The organism is Bianquea renquensis (assembly GCF_014384895.1).
Taxonomy (GTDB): domain Bacteria; phylum Bacillota; class Clostridia; order Lachnospirales; family Bianqueaceae; genus Bianquea; species Bianquea renquensis.
In genome coordinates this window covers 120980-143260 of the sequence record NZ_JACRSQ010000003.1, presented here as the reverse complement: position 1 = coordinate 143260, position 22281 = coordinate 120980, and the positions used below count along the sequence as shown (strand labels likewise).

Here is a 22281-nt window from a genome sequence, read left to right as displayed (position 1 = left end):
ATAGTACAGTACAGGCGGATGTGGCGGAATTGGCAGACGCGCTAGATTCAGGTTCTAGTGGTGTAACAACCGTGGGGGTTCGAGTCCCTTCATCCGCATGGAGAGGCAGCTTCGTTTAACAGAGGGAGGCTGCTTTTTTTGTGCTTAGGAAGGTTTGGCGAATGCGAAGTTTGGCGCTGTGAAAATGTCAGTTTCTGGTGTTAAAGAAATGTTGCAAAATCCAATGTAGTAGATTTGGCAGCTGGCCTTGCCGGACGCTACCGACAATATAATATCAATAAGTTGCCAATTCCTCATAGGCAGTCTTATTTTTTTCAATGAGACGTTTAGAAATGGCGAATGTGCTTTCATTGTCCGCTTCTTGCTCTTGCTGTTCGACCTGACTGAATTCAATTGCTAGATAACGAGGGACATTGTTTTTCGGGATCACAGCCGCCCCATTTTCGTCCACCAGACGGGCGACACGGGAAATGTTTTGGTTTGCCTCTGTAATGGAAACGAGATTTTTTGTATTCATGGCCATTGGTACCACACTCCTCTATATCAAGTATACTCTAAAAGGAGGAGAAATACAACCTAATTTATATAGGCCGACATGAACACGGTTAAGGTATAGACGCATACCCAATCAGTTGTGTGTGACTTATCATTGACTTCGCAATGTAATGCTGGTTTCCTATGATGAAATGCTGAAAGCGTAAATCTTGTTATTTCATATTACAGTGGTTGAATGACAATGAAAACAATGGAGGTGCAGCATGGCACTTGAAAATAAATTGGGACTCACGAACTCTGCCGATCTTGCCCGCGAGGAGGAGCGGACCAGTAAGAAGAAAGCCGTGGATCTTTTTGAAAATGGCATTCTTGATAAGCTGGAACCCGGAAAGTTTTCCTCTCTTCAAGTCATTCACAAATATCTCTTTGACGAGATTTACGACTTTGCTGGAAAAATCAGAACGGTCAACATCGCAAAGGGTAATTTTCGTTTTGCTCCGGTGATGTACCTTGAAGCGGCGCTGGAAAACATCGATAAAATGCCCCAGTCCACATTTGACGAGATTGTGGAGAAGTATGTGGAGATGAATATTGCCCACCCCTTTCGGGAGGGCAACGGCAGAAGCACACGCATATGGCTGGATTGCATTTTGAAGAAAGAGATCGGCAAGGTGGTTGACTGGAGCAAGGTGGATAAAGGAGATTATCTGCTCGCTATGGAACGCAGTCCGATAAAAGATATTGAAATCAAGCATCTCCTCAAAAACGCCTTGACGGGCGATATCCATAGCCGCGAAATCTATAAGAAAGGCATTGATAACAGCTACTATTACGAAGGATATACGGCCTTTAAGGCGGAAGAATCTTGGAGGTAACAAAAGGGACGTGGGAGAGAATTAAAAAGTTATCGTAATGAGTTTACTTTTCCATAATTTTCAGCTATAATTAATTCGAGAAAGTATATAGTTGGAGGTTGCTGGATATGACCCATGAAAATTATATCTTATATTTAAAGGGAACCATCGATACTTATCCTTCAAAGACGAAAAAACATATAAATAAGTTGTTTACTGATGCTGATATTGTTAAAAATACATCTCAACTTTCCCTTGGCAATGTGAGTGAGTCTGCGATTGATGTGAAAGATTTAGAGTTAACCGAAAAGATAAAAACATGTCTTGCTCAAAATAAAGAAGCAATTAAATTATTTGAAGAATGGGAATTTACAAAGGACTATAAGTATTCTGTCGTATTTACTTGCGAAAATTTTCAACAGTTGCTGAATAATGCTCAGAGTTTAGCTAAAACTATGCAAAGCCCAAGTGATGAAAGCGCTATGATGTTCGAATATCTTAAGACTCCTATCACTTTTGATTCTGATGGCCTTTTTATCTTAAAATTCAATTTAAAGTTTGCAGCTATTGATCCTCTTAATGAAAATGAAATATTTTTAAAATATCCTGTGCTAATTGTTCTACATAAAGAATCGGAATTGATAGAGTTAAGATTCGATGTCTTAAAGAGAGTATTTATTCCAGATAAAAAAGAACAATCGGTATACTCTGATTTAATTGATGATATAATTAGATATGTTTATGAAAACTTGAATACTGACTTAGTTCCTCTTGACTTAGATTACCTAGTTTCAGAAGTTAAGCAAGACTCACATGAGACTCGCGTGATGGCGGAGTATAGGAAGTTACCTAGCGGAGGGAATGCTCAACTAGAAGTTGGGAACAATCAAGAATATGTTTTGCCTATTATCGGTGAGCTAAAAGAGCTAATTAAAAAACACCAAACCGAATTGGAACAGGCTCCTATCTTAAAAGAAGCTCTTGAGCAGTTCATATTTGAAAATGATGAACTATCAGACTATTCGTGGATAGAACTTATGTGGGAAAATGAAATTAAGACTCGAAGTATACGAGCTAAATTTATTTTTAATTATAGGAATAAATCGTATTGTTTAATCCAACATTATTTTAATAATGTATTGATAGGAATGGAGAGGATGAATCATGTTATCGACTACATTAACGCACATAGAAACATTACTGCAAACGAGGACTAATTTGGCGGATCTATGCATATCCAACTTAATTAATCTTTTGCAAAATTATAGAGTTAACATGTGGTTATATCCAGGTGTGATAAAAAGAAAGTTGGGTATTTCAATATCTGATGTTTATGAAGTTTTGAGAATACTGCAGGAAGAAGGATATTTGGAGAGTTACTATGAATTATATTGTAGTCATTGTCAAAAATCAAATGGTATTGTAATTAGATACTTTAGTGAATTACCTAATACATTCGAATGTGAAATTTGTCATGCAGAATTGCCTGCATTAGAAAATGCTGTTCTCATCTATAAGGTGATAAAAGAATGAATGTAGACAATAACGAGATAACCAAGGCTCTTGAGGTATTTTCCAAAATAAATTCTCAATATAGGTATGAGGAAATTTGTGCAATGCCTCCGGAGAAAAAACAGGAATACGCAAATTTACTAAGGCATTTTGAGGATACCCATCAGAATAAAAACGCCTCTAAAGCGGATAAAGGCAAATCATTAGAAGATATCGTTACATTTTTATTAGAAAATACTGGTGGCCTCTTTCACGTTGATCGAAATCTAAGAACATCGACTAATGAAATAGACCAGTTGCTGACCTTGAGTCCAAATGGAAAAACATTATGCCAATATGGGTTGATAGATAAAAAACTAGAACACTTTTTGTCTGAATGTAAAAACTATAATACTCGAGTAGGCGTAACTTATGTAGGAAAATTTTGCAGCTTATTAATAACGACTCAAACATTATTAGGTATCCTTTTTTCTTATCATGGGGTAACTGGTTCTGGGTGGAATGATGGAGCAGGCCTAATAAAAAAATTTTATTTACATAAAGAGCATCAAAACGAGCGTTACTGTATTTTGGATTTTAATATCAAAGATTTTAAGAAAATTGCAAAAGGGGAAAATATGCTTCAGCTAATGAGCGAAAAATTACTGTCTTTGCAATTAGATACCGACTATTCAACTTATCTATCTAAACACCCTGCAGAATCGTAAAAAGACGGTCAAGCCTAATCCGCCTGACCGTCTAATTTTATGTACTAAATTCTTGATAATAACAGTCTAAATTTGCATTTCAGATAAAACGACCAAAAAAAGGATGGCTAGTATAATAAGTATTGTAAGGCCTCAAAGGCGAAATGGCCCACATGCAGATTAGGAATCAAGCGACTTAATCCAGCAGCGGCCGCATGGGAAGCAGCGGCGGGTTCGTCCAATCGGAGCACTGATCCAGCAGAGTGCAAAAGCGGCGCATGGCCTTGGTGACGTGCTTATTTTTATGGTACACGAGATTGAAGGTGCGATTCCACTCCTGCCCTTGACTCTGAAAAAGACGAACTTCGTTTGCTCTGGCGGCATCCTCCAGAAGCCGGACGGAGATAACGGCCATGCAGCGATTCACGAGAATCGCCTGGCGCATGGCCTCGGGGTTGTTATACTCAAGAGCAATCTTGATGTGGACATGGTGCCTTGCCAGATATTGTTCAAATAGCTCCCGCGTCCCGCTTCCAGGCTCGCGCATGACAAAGTCCATGTCCTGAAGGTCCTGGCTGTGCAGCGAGGGCTTGGAATAGAAGGGGTGCCCCTTACCGCAGGCGAGGACGAGAAAATCCTTAAGCTTCGGCGTGCTGACCAACTCTGGACTTTTAACGACACCTTCCACAAGCGCGATATCCAGTTCATTGTTTACTAGTTTCTGGGAGATGCTGGCCGTATTGCTGATGCCGGCAAAGATCTCCGTATCCGGATTTTCACAGCGGTAGCGCTCAATGAACTGCGGAAGAATGCTGCTGCCGATGGTGATCGTGGCGCCAATTCGCAGCCGGTTAACAGCGTGCTGAGATTCCATATAGTCCTCTAAAAAATTAAAACGGCTTGTGAGATCGCGAGCCAGGGGGAGCAATTTTTCACCTGCCTCTGTAATATGAAGGCGATTTCCCAGACGCTCAAACAACAGCACGCCGTAGTGAGATTCCAGCTCGCTGATTTTCTGACTGACAGAGGGCTGGCGGATCATATACTGTTTCGCGGCGGCACTCATGCTTCCTGTCTCCGCCACTGCCACAAATAACTGTAAATGCCAGATTGTCATGGTTTCCTCCAAAATCGGGATATGGTAAAAAAAGATATTCATGATAGATTATAGGTTTTTCCTATGGATTCTATACATATTATAGTACTTTACTTATAACTTGACAAGTGGTATTCTATATACACGGTATGTATAACACAGTGGAAATAGTTTGCTGATAGGAGGAAAGATGGATGAAAGTCGTCATCATTGGAGGAGTAGCGGCGGGGACGAAGACGGCGGCGAAGCTTCTTCGCGAAGATCGTAGCCACCAGGTTCAGATTATTACAAAAAGCAAGGATATTTCCTATGCAGGGTGTGGCCTGCCCTACTATGTCGGACATGTGATTGAGCATAGAGAGCAGTTAATAGTCAACACCCCGCAGAGTTTTACAGATTTGACGGGAGTTTCTGTCACCACGCAGACAGAAGCCGTGGCCATTGACCGGGAGAAAAAGGTGGTGATGGCGGTGGACGCGGTGACAGGGGAGCGGAAAGAATATCCCTACGATAAAGCGGTTATCGCGGTAGGCGCGCGTCCGTTTATTCCGCCGGTGGAAGGTGTTGCGCTCAAGAATGTATTCACTATGCGGACGCCAGAGGACGCAGTCGCCCTGCGGGAAGCTGTGGACAGCGGGTCGATCAAGCGTGCCGTCATCGTCGGGGGAGGATTTATTGGCCTGGAGGTGGCAGAAAATCTTGTATCTCAGGGAATTCGTGTTACCGTCATCGATATGGCGGAGCATATTCTGCCGGGTTTTGATTCGGAGATGCAAGAGTATGTGGAGAATCATCTAGCGGAGCAGGGGATCATGAGTTTTACCAATACGAAGCTGGAGGGGGTGGAGGGAACCGAGTCCGTAGAAAAAGTTCTGACCAATCGGCGTCCCATCAAAGCCGATGCGGTGATTCTGGCAATTGGGATCCGGCCCAACACAGAATTTATCCGGGACAGCGGTCTGGATTTAATGCCCAACGGGACGATTCGCGTATCCCAATCCATGCAGACCAATGATCCCGATATCTACGCTGTCGGGGATTGCGCCTGTGTGACGGATGCCGTCACAGGCGAGCCCCTATGGTCTCCCATGGGGTCCTCTGCCAACATAGAGGGACGGATTGCCGCCAGGCATATTGCCGGAAAGCCCGTGGCCTATGGCGGTGCTGTTGGGACGGGGATTTGCAAATTACCGAATCTCCATGTGGGCCGGACCGGCTTAACGGAAGTGGCCGCGAGGGAGAGGGGGTACGACGTGGTTAGCGCCCTGACGGCGGTGAACGACAAGGCGCACTACTATCCAGGAGCTGGCACCATGTTTATCAAGCTGATCGCAGACCGGGCGACCAGACGATTGCTTGGGGCCCAGGTTTTGGGGACGGACAAGGTGGATACGGTTCTCGATATTGCAGTCACAGGGCTGTATGGACATGCGACAGTGGATCAGCTGGCGGACATGGATCTGGCATACGCCCCGCCTTTTTCCACGGCGATACATCCTTTCGACCATGCGATCAATGTTCTGCTCAATAAGATGGAAGGCGCGCTGCAAAGCTTTACCCCGGCGGAATATAGAGAGGGGAACGCGGAGGGGTATGAAATTGTCGATACCTCCCAGAATCCGAGCATCGAGGGGGCCGAGTATGTCGATCTCACAGAGGTGAACGGTGTACTCCCCGGCTGGAATCCAGACGCCAAAATGCTGCTTGTCTGTACAAAGGGGCGGAGAGCGTATCTGCTTCAAAATCGTCTCCAATTTTATGGCTACACCAATACAAAGGTTTTAGAAGGGGGGACCGCGTTTAACGGCGCGGATCTACAGTGAGACAGCCGTTGTTATGGCAGAATGGAGGATAATATGGCAACGTTGAGTATCAGCCCGGCGGATGAAAAGCGGGTTAAAGCAATGGGATTTCTGAGCAACAAGGGCACGGATAATTTCTCGGCCCGCATCATTACAGTCAATGGCAAGATCACCGCAAAACAAAATCAGTGCATTGCAGAAGCCGCGGAAAAATTCGGGAATGGGAACATCACATTTACAACGAGGCTGACGGTGGAAGTTCAGGGTGTCCCCTATGATAAAATTGATGAATTTCGGGCCTATATTGCCAGGGAAGGGCTTACCACAGGGGGAACGGGTTCAAAAGTCCGGCCGGTTGTGTCCTGCAAAGGGACAACCTGCCAATATGGCCTCATTGACACCTTTGCAGTATCCGAGGAAATTCACCGCCGTTTTTTTGAGGGATATGCCAATGTCAAATTGCCCCACAAATTCAAGATCGCCGTGGGCGGCTGTCCCAATAACTGTGTCAAACCGGACTTGAATGATTTGGGGATTATCGGACAGCGAATCCCGCAGTTTGACGAGGATGCGTGCATGGGCTGTAAAAAATGTTCCGTTGCCAGCGCCTGTCCAATGGAAGCCGCCACAGTGAGGGATGGCATCCTAAACATTGATCCCGCCCTCTGTAATAATTGCGGTCGCTGTGCCGGAAAATGTCATTTTGACGCCCTATCGGAAGGCGTGAACGGCTATAAAATTTATATTGGCGGCCGGTGGGGCAAGCGCGTGGCCCAGGGGAGATCCCTTAGCAAAGTCTTTACGGATGAGGAGGAGGCGCTGTCCGTCATTGAAAAAGCCATCCTTTTCTACCGGGAACAGGGCAAGACAGGAGAACGGTTTGCGGCGACCATCGACCGCATAGGTTTTGAGACGGTGGAAGCAGAATTGCTATCGGACGCGATCCTGGGTCGGAAAGAAGAAATTCTGTCCGCAAATCTGCATGACAAAGGCGGGGCGACCTGCTAATACAAAATTCGACAGCCCATTTCTTAAATTTCCTTAATACCTCGCATTTTGAATCCATTTCTTGTATAATAAAGGAAGAGGAATGAAGGAGGTGGGGCTATGCTCGTATGTCAATATTTTGTCTGGTTCATGCTGTATAGTGTCATTGGCTGGGTCTATGAATCAATCTATTGTTCGATCCAGCAGCGCCAGCTCGTCAACCGGGGATTTCTAAATGGTCCTCTCTGTCCCATCTATGGGGCGGGCGCAATTCTGGTCCTGTTTTTGTTCCGTTCCCTACAGAATCCGGCTTTGATTTTTATTGCAGGCGCGCTGGCAACGGGGGTGCTAGAGTATGTCACGTCCTGGCTGATGGAGAAGCTTTTTCATGCCCGCTGGTGGGATTATGAGGATTGGAGGTTTAATCTCCACGGGCGGGTGTGCCTGGCCGGTGTGGCGGCCTTTGGCGCCATGTCTGTGATCTTGATCAAGGGCATTCACCCGCTGGTTGCTGTCTTGACTTCACGGATGGCGCCGGGCGCTGTAGGGGCAACGGCGGGTGTGCTCTTGCTTCTTTTGCTGGTGGATACGGCGATCACCACCATGCGGCTGTTGAAGCTGAATGAAAAGCTCAAACAGGTTCATCAACATGTCATTGCGCGAATCGGTGAATCTCGGCTTCACGCGGAGACGATGAAAAAATCAGTGGAAGAGGGAATCGCTTCGCTCAAAACCAACGGCATTGCCTCCCAGATGAGAGAGCTTGTGCAAAGGCTCACGAAGCGGGATCGGAGGATGCTTCGATCGTTTCCCAGATTTCAGTCCACACGGTATGGGGATGTGGTGGATAAGTTGAAGGAAGTGCTGCGAGGCAGCAAATAACAATACATAGCAAAGCCGCATGGAAACTTGCCGTGCGGCTTTAAATTTATTCTGTAGAGGATGAGCACAGGGCGGCTAGGGACTTGTCATAGGGGGGATAGGCAATGCCGTATTCCGTAACGATGGCTGTGATGAGGGAATGGTCTGTCACATCAAACGCAGGATTATATACATCGACTCCGGCGGGCGCCATGGATGCCTCATACCACATGTGGGTGACTTCCTCTGGCGGGCGCTGTTCAATGGGGATGGCCGTGCCGCTTGGGCAAGTCAGGTCAATGGTGGAGGTGGGCGCTACAACGTAGAAGGGGATGTGATAGTAGTTTGCCAGAATGGCGACGCCGGAGGTCCCAATTTTATTTGCGGTGTCGCCGTTGGCGGCTACGCGGTCGCAACCTACGAGGACAGCCTGGACCCATCCTCTTTGCATTACACTGGAGGCCATGTTGTCGCAGAGCACCGTGGTTTTGACCCCTGCGGCCTGCATCTCGAAAGCGGATAAGCGGATTCCCTGTAGAAGGGGGCGGGTTTCATCGGTATAGACATGGAAGTGCATGCCCCGCTGGACGCCGAGATGGATGGGTGCCAAAGCCGTTCCATATTTGACCGTTGCCAGTTGGCCGGCATTGCAGTGGGTGAGGATTCCGTCGCCATCCTGCAACAGCGATAAGCCGTATTCGCCCAGACGCCGGCAGACGTCCACATCCTCTCTCTGAATCGCGATGGCTTCATCGCGGAGTAAGGTTTTGAGACGATCAGTGGTGGCCTGCGGATTTCGCTGAACCACCTGCGCCATACGGTCCAGAGCCCAAAAAAGGTTAACGGCCGTAGGGCGGGATGAGGCGAAATACTCCTTGGCGGCTCGAAATTGCTGGTCAAATTCGCCGCGATCTTGGGTTTGAAACCGATCGGTCACCACATACAGGCCGATGGCGGCAGCGACGCCGATGGCGGGCGCACCCCGAACTCGGAGATGCACGATCGCCTCCCAGATATCCTCCGCCTTCGAAAGCCGCAACAAGGTGTACTCTCCAGGGAGCTTCGTCTGATCGATTAAAACGAGTTCTTTCGTCTGCTCGTCCAGCCGGACCGTTTCTGTTGTCAGAGAGGGTTTCATCGAGTTCCCTCCATATTTCTGACGATCTCCGAGATCAGCCGCTGCATATCGCGGCTGCGGAGATTGCCGATTTCAATGACCTCATCGCCGGACAGTGGCTGATCGAGGACGCCCGCAGCCATGTTGGTAATCATAGAAATGGCTAGCACGTTCATTTGACAGTGGGAAGCGGCAATGACCTCTGGCACCGTGGACATCCCCACCGCGTCGGCGCCGAGTGTACGGAAAGCGCGAATCTCAGCTGGAGTTTCAAAGCTGGGTCCGGTGCAAGCCAGATATACGCCGTGCTGTAGAGGGATGTTTAAAGCCGCAGCCGTTTGTTCTGCAAGGGCGCGCAATTTTGGCGTGTAGGCATACGTCATATCGCAAAAGCGAGGTCCGAAGGACGGGTCGTTTCTGCCGATTAGAGGATTTGTTCCCATCACGTTAATGTGATCTTCGATGAGCATCAGGTCGCCGACGGAGAAGTCCTGACAAATTCCTCCAGCGGCGTTGGTCAGGATTAAAGTCTGGACGCCAAGCCGCTTTAAAACACGGACGGGATAGATGACCTGCTCCATCGTGTACCCTTCGTAATAGTGAAAGCGTCCCTGCATACAGATGACCGGCTTATGGGCCAAAAATCCCGCGACAAAGCGCCCTTTATGGCCAGGAGCGGTTGAAAGGGGAAAATGAGGGATGGTTCCATAGTCTAGAAAGATGGGATTTTCAACGGCGCTGGCAAGATCTCCTAAACCGGAACCAAGGATAATGCCGATTTCTGGTGTAAAAGGCAATCGTGTTTGAATATACGCAACGGTTTCGTCTATCATAAAAAAGTCTCCTTTATGCGCGTGAGAGTTCGCTGAGGATACGAGTCTTTCGGGTCTCGACCTCAAATTGTATGCGCTCAATGTCCAGTGTTGTATACTCTCCATCCCGATAGAGTACACGGCCATCGGCCATGGTCAGGCATACATCGCTGCCCTGGGCGGAGTACACAAGATTGTTAAGCATATCCGTAGCCGGATGCATCCATGGGCCGCGGCTATCGATGACGATCAGATCCGCCCTGTACCCCTCCTGCAACAGGCCGCAGTCTGTGCGGCCCTGGGAAAGGGCACCATTTCGCGTGGCCGCTGTGAGGGCCTGGGCCGGCGTTATGAGAGTGGGGTCGCCGCTTAGCCCTTTGTAGAGGAGGGCAAAGAGCTTGATTTCCTCCATGATATTTAGATTGTTGTTGCTGGCCACGCTGTCGGTACCGAGGGCCACGTTGATGGAGCGCCGAAGGAGCTCCGGAACTTGGCAGAAGCCGCTGGCTAGTTTAAGATTGCTGATGGGATTGTTGACGGCGGTCACGCCTTTTTCAGAGAGAATGTCAAAATCTTCTCCCTCCAACCATACACAGTGGGCGGCCGTTGTGGGGGCGTCAAACAGACCTAATGCGCAAAAGTATTGCGCTGGCGTCATACCTTCATGCCGCGCTTTGCACTCTTCGTGCTCTTTTCTCGTTTCCGAAAGATGGATATGCATGCGAAGCCCTGTTTCTTTTGCGAAGTCCGCCATCTGGGCCACGACCTTGGGCGTAGAGGTGTATTCCGCGTGGATGCTCAGGTCCAGGCGCAGACGGCCACCGCCAGCTTGATGCATGGTGGTCAGAAGCTCCTTGCACTGCTGATAGTACTCCAGCTCCCACAGGTTGCGGTTGTCAAAACAGGTGACTCCGATGCTCATATTGCATTTCACTCCGCTGTCGAGTACGGCCTGGCCCAGTTTATCCCCATGATAATACATGTCGGTGGTGGAGACGACGCCGTACCGGAGCATCTCGGCAAAGGCCAACATCGCGCCGTAGTATACATCGTCCCCAGTCATCTTGGCTTCAAAGGGGAAGATGCGAGTCTGGAGCCAGTCTTCCAAAGCAAGGTTTTCGCCATATCCCCGGAGCAATGTCATGGGGGAGTGACTGTGGGCGTTGACAAAAGCTGGAAAAAGGACTTTCCCATGGCCATCGTAGTGCTCGCCAAAATCCTCTCCCGGCGGGGTATCGCCAATATAGGCGATGGTATGTCCGCGAACGCCTACGTATCGATCAGGTTGATAGGCGGCGTGTTCTCCTATGATGCCGATGTGTTCGAATAGCATGGCATACCCTCCCTTATTCGCTTTTGCGATTATTATACCATGGCCTCCGGCCATGATATAGCTCCGCAGCTTGCACACGGTCGCGCAGCGGTTTGTTCGCTTCGCTCACCGCGCGGCCGGCGCGTATAATCGCTTTTGCGATTATTATACCATAATTTTTTGTGTTTTTGTAGGCCCCCAGTGGGCTGAATTTAGTTGACAAAAGCCACTTTTTGCGCTATACTACAAATAGTAGCTTTTATCAACTAAATTATAAGGGGGAAACTTATGGCAGAAGGAAAAAAAGTAGTACAACGAATAAGGGAATTTAATCGCTTTTATATGCCTCTACTGCGTTTGCTGGATACTCACTATTTGGGTTCGGAATATACACCGACAGAGGCCCGTGTTTTGTTTGAAATATATGAGAATGACGGTTGTAATGCTGCTTTTATAGCAAGAGTTATGAATATAGATAAGAGTTATCTAAGCAGAATTATCAGGGCTCACGAAAAAAAAGGTCACTTGATACGAAATGTATCAGAAGCAGATTCAAGAGCATATCATCTTCATTTGACTGAATCAGGTCTGTTACAGACAAAAGATTTTATTCAGAAGTCAAATCAACAAATCGGGGATATTATTAAGTCTCTGAGTCAAGAAGAGTGCATGGAATTGATTGAAGCTCTTAATACAATAACAACCATTTTACAAAGCTGTAACAAAGCAGAATCAGGTTCACAGGAGGAATGATACTATGAAAATCGTGCCATATGAAAAGAAATACAAAGAAGATTTTATTGAAATGAATAAGCAATGGATTTCCCAAATGTTTGTGATTGAGGAAGAGGACTTGGCTGTTCTGAACAATATCGAATGTGCGCTCGAGGCGGGCGGTCAGATTTTCTTTGCCGTCGATGATGCGGAGGAAGTTTTAGCTTGCTGCATGATTGCACCACTTCCAAACGGAGAATGGGAAATAGAAAAATTTTGTGCAAGAGGGATGTATACCGGGACAGGTGCAGGAAGTGCCTGCCTCAAGGCTTGCATTGATTATGCAAGGGCAAAATGTGTAAAAAAAGTTGTTATTGTAACTAATACAAAATGCGAACAGGCGATTCATTTATACAAAAAGTTTGGATTTATCGAAGTGCCTGTTGATAAAGAGAAGTTTCCTTTTGAAAGGGCAAACATAGCTTTTGAGCAGATATTTTCATATGATAATTAGAAGTATTCCAAACCAGTCGGGCATGTCGATAAGCGGAGGATTTCAGGCGGCTCATCGCCATTGCCTAATATGGTGCATTAGGCAGCAAGGCATGGCAAAGACCATAAATTGGAAGTTATAAACGAGGAAACGGTTCGAAAAACGAGCCTTACAATTCTGTAAGGCTTTCCTGGTCGTCCCATTTATGTGATAAAGTAAAATAAGAAACAAATACCGAGGAAGGGGGGCTTGCCTTGTTACGGCCTGGCCACATTAACAAAAAGATGCTGCGCTGGCTTTTGCCTGTTGCCTTTGTTGTTCTGAGCGTGTTTCTGCTTCAGGCTGTCTCTTCTCAGAGAGCTTACCATATTCAGGGCATCACACCGCAGGACGGTGTGCTGGATATCCGGGATGCTGACGTTTCGAGCTGCGTTCTCAATATAGTCAACGATTGGGACTTCTACCCGGCGGCGCTGTATACATCGGAAGATTTCGCCTCGGGAGCGGCAGCGGTGAAAGCCGGCCCGGAAGAATCCGCCTCGGATACCCCCTACGGAACCCACCGCCTGCGGATTCTGGCACAGCCGAACCAGTATTACACCATTTGCAGCTTTTCGCTGGATTATGCCAGCCGCGTGTTCGTCAACGGTTCTGAGGTTGCGGCCTTTGGCAGGGTGGCGGACAATGCGGAGGATTTTGTACCCCAGGTGGGCTACATGACCATCCCCATGTTTTCCGGAGAAAGCGGAGAGATCGAGATCATCTATCAGTATGGCAACTATGTCCATAAGGATGGCGGGTATATCCAGCCGACCTACCTCTCAACCCCGCAGAATATGGAGCAATTTAAGGCGGCAAACGATTTGGTCTCCCTGTCGGTCAGCGGCGGCCTGTTGCTTTTGATGCTGTATTTTCTGCTGAGCGCGGCGGTGCGCCGCAAGACGGATTTTCTCTGTCTGGCGTTTTGCTGTCTGGTAATGGCGATGCGGGATCAAAATTTCTTCAACATTCACCTGCTCCCGGCAGATACCTCCTGGTATTTGGTATACCGCGTGTTTATTCTGATCGTCATGCTGATGCCGGTGTCCATCCTTCTGCTGTTGAAATGTATGTATGCCAAGGCTACGAAACACTGGCCGCTGTACGCCTATCTGGGAATGGCTGCCGTTGCTGCCGTCCTGATCTGCGTGCTGCCTACGCAGGATATTGTCTCAGTTTCCACGGCAATATATTATGCGTCCATCCCGTATCTGCTGTATCTGATTTTCGGCATCATCCGCCATTATATCCGGCAGCGCCGGCTAAATGCAGTGGATATTCTGGTGCTCTCCGGCTTTCTCATCCTTCTGGCGGGTCTGCTATACGAAGCGCTTCTGACAGGAGACAGTTTCGAGGTTACGCACTATGGAGCGGCGGCCTATGGGATGCTGGGCTTTGTCTTCCTCAATGCCGCAGCCATCAACCTGCAGATTCAGGAACGGGAAGTGGCGCTGATCGAAAGCCGCAGCCGGGGCGAGATGCTGGAGCGCATGAACCGTCTCAATATGGATTTCCTCCATAAGGTCGCCCATGAGCTGAAAACACCGCTAACGGTGATCTCTGGCTATGCCCAGCTGACCGGGATGCAGCTTGCCGCACATCGCATCAGCGACGAGGCCCCCGGCAATCTGAAAACCATCCAGCAGGAGGCACAGCGGCTGGCAGACATGGTGACAAGGCTGATGGAATACTCCTACGGGCGGAAAAGCGAGCTGAGCTTCGGAAAGGTCATCGTGCCGGAGCTTTTGAAAAACGTGGACGCCATTGCCGCGCCCATGTGCCTGAAGAATGGCAGCACGGTCAAAATCACCGCAGATTCCTGCGCGGATGTCCACGGCAATTTTGAAATGCTGCTGCAGATCTTTATCAACTTGGTAGTGAATGCAAACAAAAACACACAAAACGGGACCATCGCGATCAGCGCCTCCGACAGGGAACGGGAGGGCTTTGTGCTGTTCCGGGTGGAGGATACCGGCAGCGGGATTTCAGCGGAAGACCTGCCGCACATTTTTGAACAGGGATATAGCGCCAGCGGCAGCAGCGGGCTTGGGCTGGCCATCTGCCAGGAAGCAGTGGAAGCCCACGGCGGGGAGATTTGGGTAGAGCGAACGGGGCCGGAGGGCACCGTATTTGCCTTTACGGTTTTGAAGGAGGGGGAGCAGTGAGTACGATATTACTGGTAGAGGACAATCCACACATTATGAAGATCAACGCCGAGGTGCTTTCTCTGCACGGTTATGAGGTGCTCAGGGCGGGGACTGCTGCCGAAGCGCGGGAACAGCTTCGGTGGCACCCGGCAAATCTGATTGTGCTGGACATCATGCTGCCAGACGGAAACGGCATAGAGCTGTGCAGAGAGCTGAAAGGGCGCTATCATATCCCGATCCTTTTTTTGACGGCGCTTGGAGAAAACCAGGACGTGGTGGAGGGGCTTCGCGCCGGAGGCGACGATTATTTGCCTAAGCCCTATGATCTGGAGGTGCTGATTGCCAGAATTGAGGCCAGACTTCGTTCAGATGCAAACAGCCGCCGCTATGTCTGTTACGGCGACCTGAAACTGGATGCCGTTTCCTTTATCGGGTATGTAAACGGCCGGGATATCCTGCTGACGCAAAAGGAATTTACAGTGCTGCTTCTCCTGGCACAGAACGCGGAACACAAGGTATCCCAGGCGGAGCTGATGCGGGAGGTCTGGGGCTCCGAATCCGAGATGGAGAAACGCGCTCTGTGGACGCTGATCTCCCGTCTGCGGAAAAAGCTTCACAGTGAAGACTCCCGATTGGAGATATCTTCCCTGCGGGGCGGGGGTTACCTGCTGGAGCAGCTATGAAATATGCGCTTTCGCCGCGAACTTTACAAATTTGTAAGGTTCGCGGCTTTTGCTTTTTTGTATGCTATGATTATTTTACGAAAAAAGTATCGAGAGAGGTACGTATACACTTTTGAAGGAGGAACACAAGGATGAAGAAACGGATTGTAAGCCTGATACTGACCTTCAGTATCCTGCTTCCTATGCTTCCGATGAACGTCCTGACGGCATTTGCCCAGGATACTATCCTGTACGGCGACGCCGACGGGAACGGCAAGGTGGAGCTGCTGGACGTCAACCTGATGGAATGGTACATCGAAGGGGATGCAGAGGCGCAGGCCGCCATCCACTTCACCGAAGCCGACGTCAACGCGGACGGCGTGACCGACGACATCGATGTCGATATGGTGAAGGAGTATCTGGTGGGGAACCGCGGCAGCCTGACGCCGACGCTGCATACCATCAGCTTTGTGACGGACGGCGGCGGGGAGATCGCGCCCATTCAGGCGGGCGACGGCTATCCCTACAAGGGAGAGATTCCCACTCCCGCTAAGGACAATTTCATCTTCGTCAACTGGGAGATGGAGGACGGCCGTACCTATTATCCGCTGACCGAGGTGGTATCAAGCGACATCGTTCTGACAGCCGTGTACGAGGAGGTACCGTACAGGGAGCAGCTCAATATTACCTCCTTCAGCCTGGAGGATCAGAATCCGAATGTTTCTTTTGACATTACGGGTGATTTTGCCAGCACGGACGACGTCAAGGCCAACATCACCGTCCTGCCGAAGGACGGCTCCGACCCGGTGGCGGTGGATGTGAAAGACAACGGAGACGGCACTTTTACGGTCTATGCGCCGGAGGGGTTTGAAGAGGGTGCCTCCTACGAGCTGACGCTGGGAGAGGGACTTTCCTTCGTTGGTAAAGAGGAGATGTTCCGCACGGCGTACTTCATCATCGCCAAGGGAAAAATCGATACTCTTCAGTACGATGACGAGGTGATCTTCATCCGGGATACGCCTGCAATGCGGTACACCGTCGGCGGAAAGACGGTGGATGTGCTGGAAACAGCCCTGCTGAGCAATGACGAAAGCACAGATGCTATCACCGGAAGCTTTGAAATGTCTGGACAGAAGCTGAAAGAGGGAGACATCGTCTGTATTTATGAGACGACAGATCCGAGAGAACGGGACTATACCAAGAGTGATTACCGGGACGACGCGATGGCCTTCATCAGTATCACGGCGGTGAGCGGCAGTACATACAGCTTTGAAAGCCTCAATGAAGAGGATGCGGAAGATGTCCTGGCGATGCCGGATTCGATCCCGTATCAGGTAGCAACGCTTCCGACCGGAGACGGCACAGTCAACAGAAATGATTACGACGCGTATGCGCTTTCGCTGATGGGCGAAACAGAAGCGCCGGATTTTGAAAAATACGATTTCCTGATTTTCTACACCGTGGCCATCGACACGGTCGATACAGCCGAAGCGGCTGATAACGCCGATGTTGTCTATGCACAGGTCACAAATATCGACGGCGATACGATCCACTATGAGATCGTTGAAAAAGAGTATATCGAGAACTACATGGATCTCTTTGTTACGCAGCGCATAGACAGCGAAGAGGCCGCAGCCAGCATCGATCAGGAAGCACTTCTCTCGCGGGTTGAGCAGCAGGCGGTTGAAAGCGGTTTTGCCGAAGAAGCGGCGAACCGCATGGTGCAGGACGCGCTGAAAACAGAGGAGGTGCAAATCAAGCTTCTTAACGCCGGCATTACCAGAGCGGAAATCAGCCAACTGTCGGCTGCACCGGCTGCGGCCACGGCAGCTGGAACCGGAAGCACAAGGGCGAAACTTACCATGGAGACCCCTACAGTAAATGCAACCTTCATCAATGACCGACATTTCGAGGACGGTTTCGGCGTTGCGCTGAATGTATCCGTGGTATTTTCTGTAGACAAGAGGATGCCCTCCGGCAAAGTAGCATCGCTGAAGATCGAACTCAGCGCTGGTTTTGAGCAAGAGGTGGCTCTCGACTTTGACGTCCACGTAGATACTAAGTGGGAGTGGTATGCTTTCATCCCAGTCCTCAAGGATGTGTATGCTGACGTTTCGATCGATATATATGATTATACCGGCGTATCTGTAAGCGCCAAGGTGTATACCGTTCAGGGAGACGACATGTCTAAGAAAAAGTGGCAGGCGCTCAGAGATGCAAATGCAAGCCCGGAACGGCAGGAATTGCTCCGCAAGATCAATACGCTTGGTACCAAGGTGAAAAAGTTGCAGGCCAAGGGAGAAAATGTCAAGGAAGTGCTGGAGGAGATTGAAGAATATGCGGCTCAGCTGCCTAAGGTAGAGATAGACGGCGTGGAATACTCCATTGAGCAGCTGGAGGAAGCCCTCGGCGCCGAGGATGTCAGCACCGCCTTTGACGAGGTATTCAACGCGGAAACGGAAGAGGAAGCCGAGAGTGGCATGGACCAGCTGATGGATCGCTACAAGGAGATGCTGGAACAGGAATGCGACTGGGTAGAGCTATATAACCAGCCGCTGCTCAGCACGACCTACTATCTGTCCATCGTCGCCATCAAAGTGGATCTGAATTTTATCGTCAGGGCCAATGTCAACATCGCCTTGGGAGCCGATCTCAGATATGAAGTCGGCAAGCGCTACAGCTTCTGGCTCCATCTTAAGAGCCAGAAGGCGGGCTCCAGTGAGATCGACCTGATCGACGAAAAGTTCAACTTCCAGTTTTATGTGATGGGTACGCTGGGCCTCAAAGCCGGCGTCAAGGCGGAGATCGCCTTCGGCCTGCTCAGCACCAGCATCGCCAGCATCGGTGCCAATGTGGAATTCGGCGCCTACCTGAAGCTATACGGATATTTCATCTACTATTTTGAAAAGCTCAGGCCGGCCAATACCGACGCCTGGAACGAAACAGAAGAAATACTCGGTGCGCTCTATGTGGATTTTGGCCTCTATGTCACGGTCAAGTTCAAGGCGCAGATATTCTTAGATTTCATCAAATATGAGCCGACGCTCTATGACGATGAATTTCCGCTGCTGACGGCGGGCGTGCAGCAGAATGTCTACGACTTTGCGCTGGAACCGGATGAGGACGATGTCTTGTATGTGCAGGATTGGGACAGCAACAGTGCAAACGGCATCACTATGCCGCTGTCCGATAGCTATCTGACCATGAAGCGGATAAATCTGGTCACCGGCGAGAAATCACAGCATAGGTACGATCGGGGGAACTTTGTCATCACCTTTGATAATTCAAGCTTTAAGATTAGCGATGACGGTGTGATACGTGTCGATGTACCGGAGGGCTCCCGGTATCTGACCGCCAATATGCGCATTGTTTGGAAGGCCGACAAGCTGACCTTCAGCAAATACGACATCGACATTACCGTCCCGGTTGTCTGGACCAATATGAGCCAGTCGGAGTTCAGTGAAAAATTCACGGCCAGCGTGGCGGTGGGCAACATGACGGACGGCTATCAGACCGTATGGAGCGAGCGCTATGGCAGAGTAGATGTGTTCGACCTGCCGTCTCAAGACGAAATTCTGGAACTCATCGATTATGACAGCTATACCGCAGCAGACGGAACGAATCTCAAGTACGCAGAAATCGGCGGCTACCAGGAGGAATCGACGGGACTGAGCCTGACTACCGACAAGACCTATTTTTTCAATGTGACGCCGAGGACCTATTCGATCACCGTGACAGGCGTTCAGAAAGCCGACGGTACGACGGAAAACCGCACCTATACAGCAAAATACGGCGAAGAATTCGATCTGTCTGATCTGCAGACCACCGGTACTGTAAACAACGAGGAACGCAAATATACGCGTTTCCTGAACCTGACGGAGCCGGGCGCGGCGGAGGATGCGGACAGCATCCCGCTCAGCATGACCGCAGACATGGCATTTGTGGAAAAGTATGGCTTTGATGGTATTACATTTGAGGCCAATTATATTGATACTGCGCTGACTGCGACATACGAGTTCATCGGCCTCGGCAGCAATGTGCCACCGGTAACGGTCCGGTTCCAGTCCGGCACCGCGCCGTCATATGAAGGTCTGGCAGATTATGTACGGCAATATGGCGGCGAGAACGCGACCATCGTTTCCATCTCGCCGTCGCAGGCGCCGTCGCAGAGTTCTGTCATCTACACGGTCGAGTGCCGCGTTGACGGGACCAAGAACGCTTATACCCTACGCTTTGACACGAACGGCGGAAGCGAGATCAGGGAGCAAAGGTATCTGGAGGGCTCTGCCCTCATGCAGCCAACGGATCCGACCCGCGAGGGCTACACCTTTGCCGGCTGGTATGCGGATAAAGGCTGTACCAAGGCCTTTGATTTCGGCGCCGGTATGCCCGAAAAGGACACAACGGTTTACGCCAAGTGGAACGCCAACACCTATACCATCACCTTTGCAACGTCTACCGGCACTGCGCCTGGGGCGAGGGAGATCAAATACGGCGAGCCATACGGCGATCTTCCTGTGCTGACAGACTCCACGCTCCGCTTTATGGGCTGGTTTACCCAACAGACCGGCGGTACGCAGGTGACGGCAGATACCGTTTTCACCGGCACGGGAAACCAGACCCTGTACGCACACTGGGAGCAAAAAATCGAAATTCAGGATAGTTGGATCACCATCACGCCGCGGTCGGAAGATTATGATGAATCGGAACCGGGCTTCCCCGCCGAGTTCACCGTCAACGCGCCGGACGGCGACCTGAGCGCCGAGGACTTTACCGTCACCTATCTTTGGGAAAAGGCAGGCTCCGAATGGACAGAGGATGCGCCGGTCAATGCAGGCGGCTATCTGGTAAAGCTGAGCCGGGCGACGGATGATAAATATCTTGCGTTTGAGATGACCTCGGATCAAGCAGCGGTGGCCATTAATAAACTTACCCTGAAGTTGAACAGACCGGTGCCAACCATTTCCAACTGGATTGCAACGGTTGATGTAAGCGGTTGTGGAATCAAAGGGGACGGAACGGTCACATATATTATGAAGCGAGTGGAAGCTGATAATGCGTGGGAAGTCGGCAGGAATACAACCGGCACGTTTGATCTCAGCAGCTATGGCTATGGCGCCGGCACCTATGCTTTTGCAGTTGCGGTTACCGGCGGTACCAATTATAATGACGCCCAGTCTACTTTCGGGTCGTATGTTGTGGATGACTCCGGAAGCGGCGGCAGCATTTGGGGAACGTTGTCCCTGTCTCTTGCAGGGGATACCGAACCGGCTCCCACGACGGCAACTATCAACAAACCGAGGACGCTGGCTGCCGCCCCGATTTTCCTTTCTGCCAGAGTGACGCCCACACTGATGACGCTGGCAACGGAACCCACAGGCAACGCGACCATGATCCTTTCGCCGGACGAGGTAGTCCTCAACCGCGGCAGGAAATTCGAGGTTACGCTCTCCCTGGATCAGGCGGTGGACATATGGGGTATCCTGGCGGCAATCGATTATGACCCCGACGCTCTGGAGCTTTTGGGCTATACCTTCGGCGACATTTTCACGGAAAGTCAGTTTACCGTGCAGGAGGATCTGACGGCAGCGCCGTATAAGCTGCTGGCCACGCTGGACGAGATCGGCACAATCTCCGCCGACGGCAGCTTTGTCACCCTTAAATTCAGAGTGAGAGATGACGCACCGGAAAAAGAGACCTCCATCGCTCTTGAATTGTTGGAGGTCGTGGGCAAAAATGCGGCGGTCCCGGTGGATAAGGGCAGTGCCGTCAGCATGACTATAGACGAGACCGCGCCGGTCATCGAAGGCATTGAGGACGGCGAAACCTATTGCCCGAGTCAGATCTTTACCGTTTCTGAGACCAACTTGGGGTCCGTTTTGATCAACGGCGAAGTGCAGACCGCTGTGGACGGCAATTATGTCCTTATGGCCGGTGACGATGAGCAGTGCACCATTGTCGTCATGGATAAGGCGGGCAACTCCACGGCCTATACGGTCACGGTCAGCCATACCTGGGCCTCTACCACCTATGCGTGGAGTGAGGACGGCAAAACCTGCACGGCGACCCGCATCTGTGAAGGCAATCCCGCCCACGTGGAAACAGCAGAGGCGACTGTAACCGGTGAGCAGACCAAAGCGCCCGACTGCACCGAAAAAGGCGAAACCACCTATACAGCCACCTTCACGGATGATTGGGCAGAGACACAGACGAAGACGATTGCCGACGTCGATGCAGCCGGCCATTTCTATGGCGATTCGTGGGAAACCGATGAAACAAACCACTGGCATGCATGTGCCTGCGGAGAAAAGACGGATGTTGCAGAGCATGAATTTGTCTGGGTTACCACCAAAGAGGCTGAGATAGGCGTAACAGGCGAAAAGCATGAAAAATGTGAAATCTGCGGCTTTGAAAGAGCGTCTGTGGAGATCCCCGCCATGGCGAAGCCGGACGATGAAGCGGAAGGTCCGCAGACCGGCGACAACAGTAACATCGCACTGTGGATGACAGTGTTGTTCGTATCCGGCATTGTACTGGGTATGCTGAAGGTCAAGAGAAAAAAGCAAGTGGGATAGGGAAGGCATCGCCCTAAAAAGCACAAGTAACGATACACCCTTATTAAGCCGGACGAAACGACAATGCCGCTGTTTGACAGAAAAAGGCTTGTATGATACTATAAATGTATCTTTGAG

16 protein-coding genes and 1 tRNA gene are annotated in these 22281 nt (G+C 50.0%); 12 read left to right on the top strand and 5 right to left on the bottom strand.

The annotated features are described in order from the left end of the window. Window positions 1-14 precede the first annotated feature (14 nt). Window positions 15-98, top strand: a tRNA-Leu gene (locus tag H8730_RS03525). 176 nt (window positions 99-274) lie between these two features. Here the strand turns inward: H8730_RS03525 and H8730_RS03520 are convergent. Further along, complete coding sequence (locus H8730_RS03520) at window positions 275-523, bottom strand: type II toxin-antitoxin system Phd/YefM family antitoxin (protein ID WP_177718705.1); 249 nt, start codon at window positions 521-523, stop codon at window positions 275-277. 235 nt (window positions 524-758) lie between these two features. On the opposite strand from H8730_RS03520, the gene fic reads away from it, so the two are divergent. From fic to H8730_RS03505, 3 genes are all read left to right on the top strand, one after another. Beyond that, window positions 759-1370, top strand: coding sequence for a protein adenylyltransferase Fic (gene fic, locus H8730_RS03515; RefSeq protein ID WP_177718708.1), 612 nt, complete (start codon window positions 759-761; stop codon window positions 1368-1370). Between the two features lie 107 nt (window positions 1371-1477). After that, the gene (locus tag H8730_RS03510) at window positions 1478-2566 is read left to right on the top strand and encodes a hypothetical protein (RefSeq protein ID WP_177718710.1); all 1089 of its coding nucleotides are present in this window, start codon (window positions 1478-1480) and stop codon (window positions 2564-2566) included. 312 nt (window positions 2567-2878) lie between these two features. Further along, window positions 2879-3568 (top strand): hypothetical protein, encoded by a 690-nt coding sequence (locus H8730_RS03505; protein ID WP_177718714.1) that lies wholly within the window; start codon window positions 2879-2881, stop codon window positions 3566-3568. A 175-nt stretch (window positions 3569-3743) separates the two neighbouring features. Here H8730_RS03505 and H8730_RS03500 read toward each other — a convergent pair whose 3' ends face one another. Next, window positions 3744-4664, bottom strand: coding sequence for a LysR family transcriptional regulator (locus H8730_RS03500; RefSeq protein ID WP_177718716.1), 921 nt, complete (start codon window positions 4662-4664; stop codon window positions 3744-3746). Between the two features lie 173 nt (window positions 4665-4837). Between H8730_RS03500 and H8730_RS03495 the strand changes: the two genes are divergently transcribed. The 3 genes from H8730_RS03495 to H8730_RS03485 all read left to right on the top strand — a co-directional run bounded on the left by H8730_RS03495 (window position 4838) and on the right by H8730_RS03485 (window position 8314). Then, a complete protein-coding gene (locus H8730_RS03495) occupies window positions 4838-6466 on the top strand; it encodes an FAD-dependent oxidoreductase (protein WP_177718719.1) in 1629 nt (542 codons plus the stop codon). A 33-nt stretch (window positions 6467-6499) separates the two neighbouring features. Continuing rightward, on the top strand, window positions 6500-7453 hold the full coding sequence (locus tag H8730_RS03490) for a (4Fe-4S)-binding protein (protein ID WP_177718721.1): 954 nt from the start codon (window positions 6500-6502) through the stop codon (window positions 7451-7453). 99 nt (window positions 7454-7552) lie between these two features. Then, window positions 7553-8314: a putative ABC transporter permease gene (locus tag H8730_RS03485; RefSeq protein ID WP_177718723.1), complete on the top strand. Its 762-nt coding sequence runs from the start codon at window positions 7553-7555 to the stop codon at window positions 8312-8314. A gap of 46 nt (window positions 8315-8360) precedes the next feature. Here H8730_RS03485 and mtnA read toward each other — a convergent pair whose 3' ends face one another. From mtnA to H8730_RS03470, 3 genes are read right to left on the bottom strand one after another with little or no spacing between them, the layout of a single operon-like run. After that, the gene (gene mtnA / locus H8730_RS03480; protein WP_177718725.1) at window positions 8361-9431 is read right to left on the bottom strand and encodes an S-methyl-5-thioribose-1-phosphate isomerase; all 1071 of its coding nucleotides are present in this window, start codon (window positions 9429-9431) and stop codon (window positions 8361-8363) included. Continuing rightward, the gene (locus H8730_RS03475) at window positions 9428-10243 is read right to left on the bottom strand and encodes a purine-nucleoside phosphorylase (RefSeq protein ID WP_177718727.1); all 816 of its coding nucleotides are present in this window, start codon (window positions 10241-10243) and stop codon (window positions 9428-9430) included. The genes mtnA and H8730_RS03475 overlap by 4 nt, the downstream gene beginning before the upstream one ends. A 13-nt stretch (window positions 10244-10256) precedes the next feature. Beyond that, window positions 10257-11555 carry an amidohydrolase family protein gene (locus H8730_RS03470; protein ID WP_177718729.1) on the bottom strand — a complete coding sequence of 433 codons (1299 nt, stop codon included), beginning with the start codon at window positions 11553-11555 and terminating at the stop codon, window positions 10257-10259. Between the two features lie 267 nt (window positions 11556-11822). On the opposite strand from H8730_RS03470, the gene H8730_RS03465 reads away from it, so the two are divergent. From H8730_RS03465 to H8730_RS03445, 5 genes are all read left to right on the top strand, one after another. Beyond that, complete coding sequence (locus tag H8730_RS03465; RefSeq protein WP_177718731.1) at window positions 11823-12287, top strand: MarR family winged helix-turn-helix transcriptional regulator; 465 nt, start codon at window positions 11823-11825, stop codon at window positions 12285-12287. Window positions 12288-12291: 4 nt separating this feature from the next. After that, a complete protein-coding gene (locus H8730_RS03460; RefSeq protein WP_177718733.1) occupies window positions 12292-12762 on the top strand; it encodes a GNAT family N-acetyltransferase in 471 nt (156 codons plus the stop codon). Window positions 12763-12995: 233 nt separating this feature from the next. Further along, complete coding sequence (locus tag H8730_RS03455) at window positions 12996-14945, top strand: sensor histidine kinase (protein ID WP_177718735.1); 1950 nt, start codon at window positions 12996-12998, stop codon at window positions 14943-14945. After that, window positions 14942-15610 carry a response regulator gene (locus H8730_RS03450; protein ID WP_177718737.1) on the top strand — a complete coding sequence of 223 codons (669 nt, stop codon included), beginning with the start codon at window positions 14942-14944 and terminating at the stop codon, window positions 15608-15610. Before H8730_RS03455 ends, H8730_RS03450 begins: the two co-directional genes overlap by 4 nt. 131 nt (window positions 15611-15741) lie before the next feature. After that, a complete protein-coding gene (locus H8730_RS03445; protein WP_177718739.1) occupies window positions 15742-22164 on the top strand; it encodes an InlB B-repeat-containing protein in 6423 nt (2140 codons plus the stop codon). Window positions 22165-22281 lie beyond the last annotated feature (117 nt).

Bases quoted from the DNA above. Each gene is read 5' to 3' on its own strand.
- H8730_RS03520 (WP_177718705.1), bottom strand. From the start codon at position 523: ATGGCCATGAATACAAAAAATCTCGTTTCCATTACAGAGGCAAACCAA.
- fic (WP_177718708.1), top strand. From the start codon at position 759: ATGGCACTTGAAAATAAATTGGGACTCACGAACTCTGCCGATCTTGCC.
- H8730_RS03510 (WP_177718710.1), top strand. From the start codon at position 1,478: ATGACCCATGAAAATTATATCTTATATTTAAAGGGAACCATCGATACT.
- H8730_RS03505 (WP_177718714.1), top strand. From the start codon at position 2,879: ATGAATGTAGACAATAACGAGATAACCAAGGCTCTTGAGGTATTTTCC.
- H8730_RS03500 (WP_177718716.1), bottom strand. From the start codon at position 4,664: ATGACAATCTGGCATTTACAGTTATTTGTGGCAGTGGCGGAGACAGGA.
- H8730_RS03495 (WP_177718719.1), top strand. From the start codon at position 4,838: ATGAAAGTCGTCATCATTGGAGGAGTAGCGGCGGGGACGAAGACGGCG.
- H8730_RS03490 (WP_177718721.1), top strand. From the start codon at position 6,500: ATGGCAACGTTGAGTATCAGCCCGGCGGATGAAAAGCGGGTTAAAGCA.
- H8730_RS03485 (WP_177718723.1), top strand. From the start codon at position 7,553: ATGCTCGTATGTCAATATTTTGTCTGGTTCATGCTGTATAGTGTCATT.
- mtnA (WP_177718725.1), bottom strand. From the start codon at position 9,431: ATGAAACCCTCTCTGACAACAGAAACGGTCCGGCTGGACGAGCAGACG.
- H8730_RS03475 (WP_177718727.1), bottom strand. From the start codon at position 10,243: ATGATAGACGAAACCGTTGCGTATATTCAAACACGATTGCCTTTTACA.
- H8730_RS03470 (WP_177718729.1), bottom strand. From the start codon at position 11,555: ATGCTATTCGAACACATCGGCATCATAGGAGAACACGCCGCCTATCAA.
- H8730_RS03465 (WP_177718731.1), top strand. From the start codon at position 11,823: ATGGCAGAAGGAAAAAAAGTAGTACAACGAATAAGGGAATTTAATCGC.
- H8730_RS03460 (WP_177718733.1), top strand. From the start codon at position 12,292: ATGAAAATCGTGCCATATGAAAAGAAATACAAAGAAGATTTTATTGAA.
- H8730_RS03445 (WP_177718739.1), top strand. From the start codon at position 15,742: ATGAAGAAACGGATTGTAAGCCTGATACTGACCTTCAGTATCCTGCTT.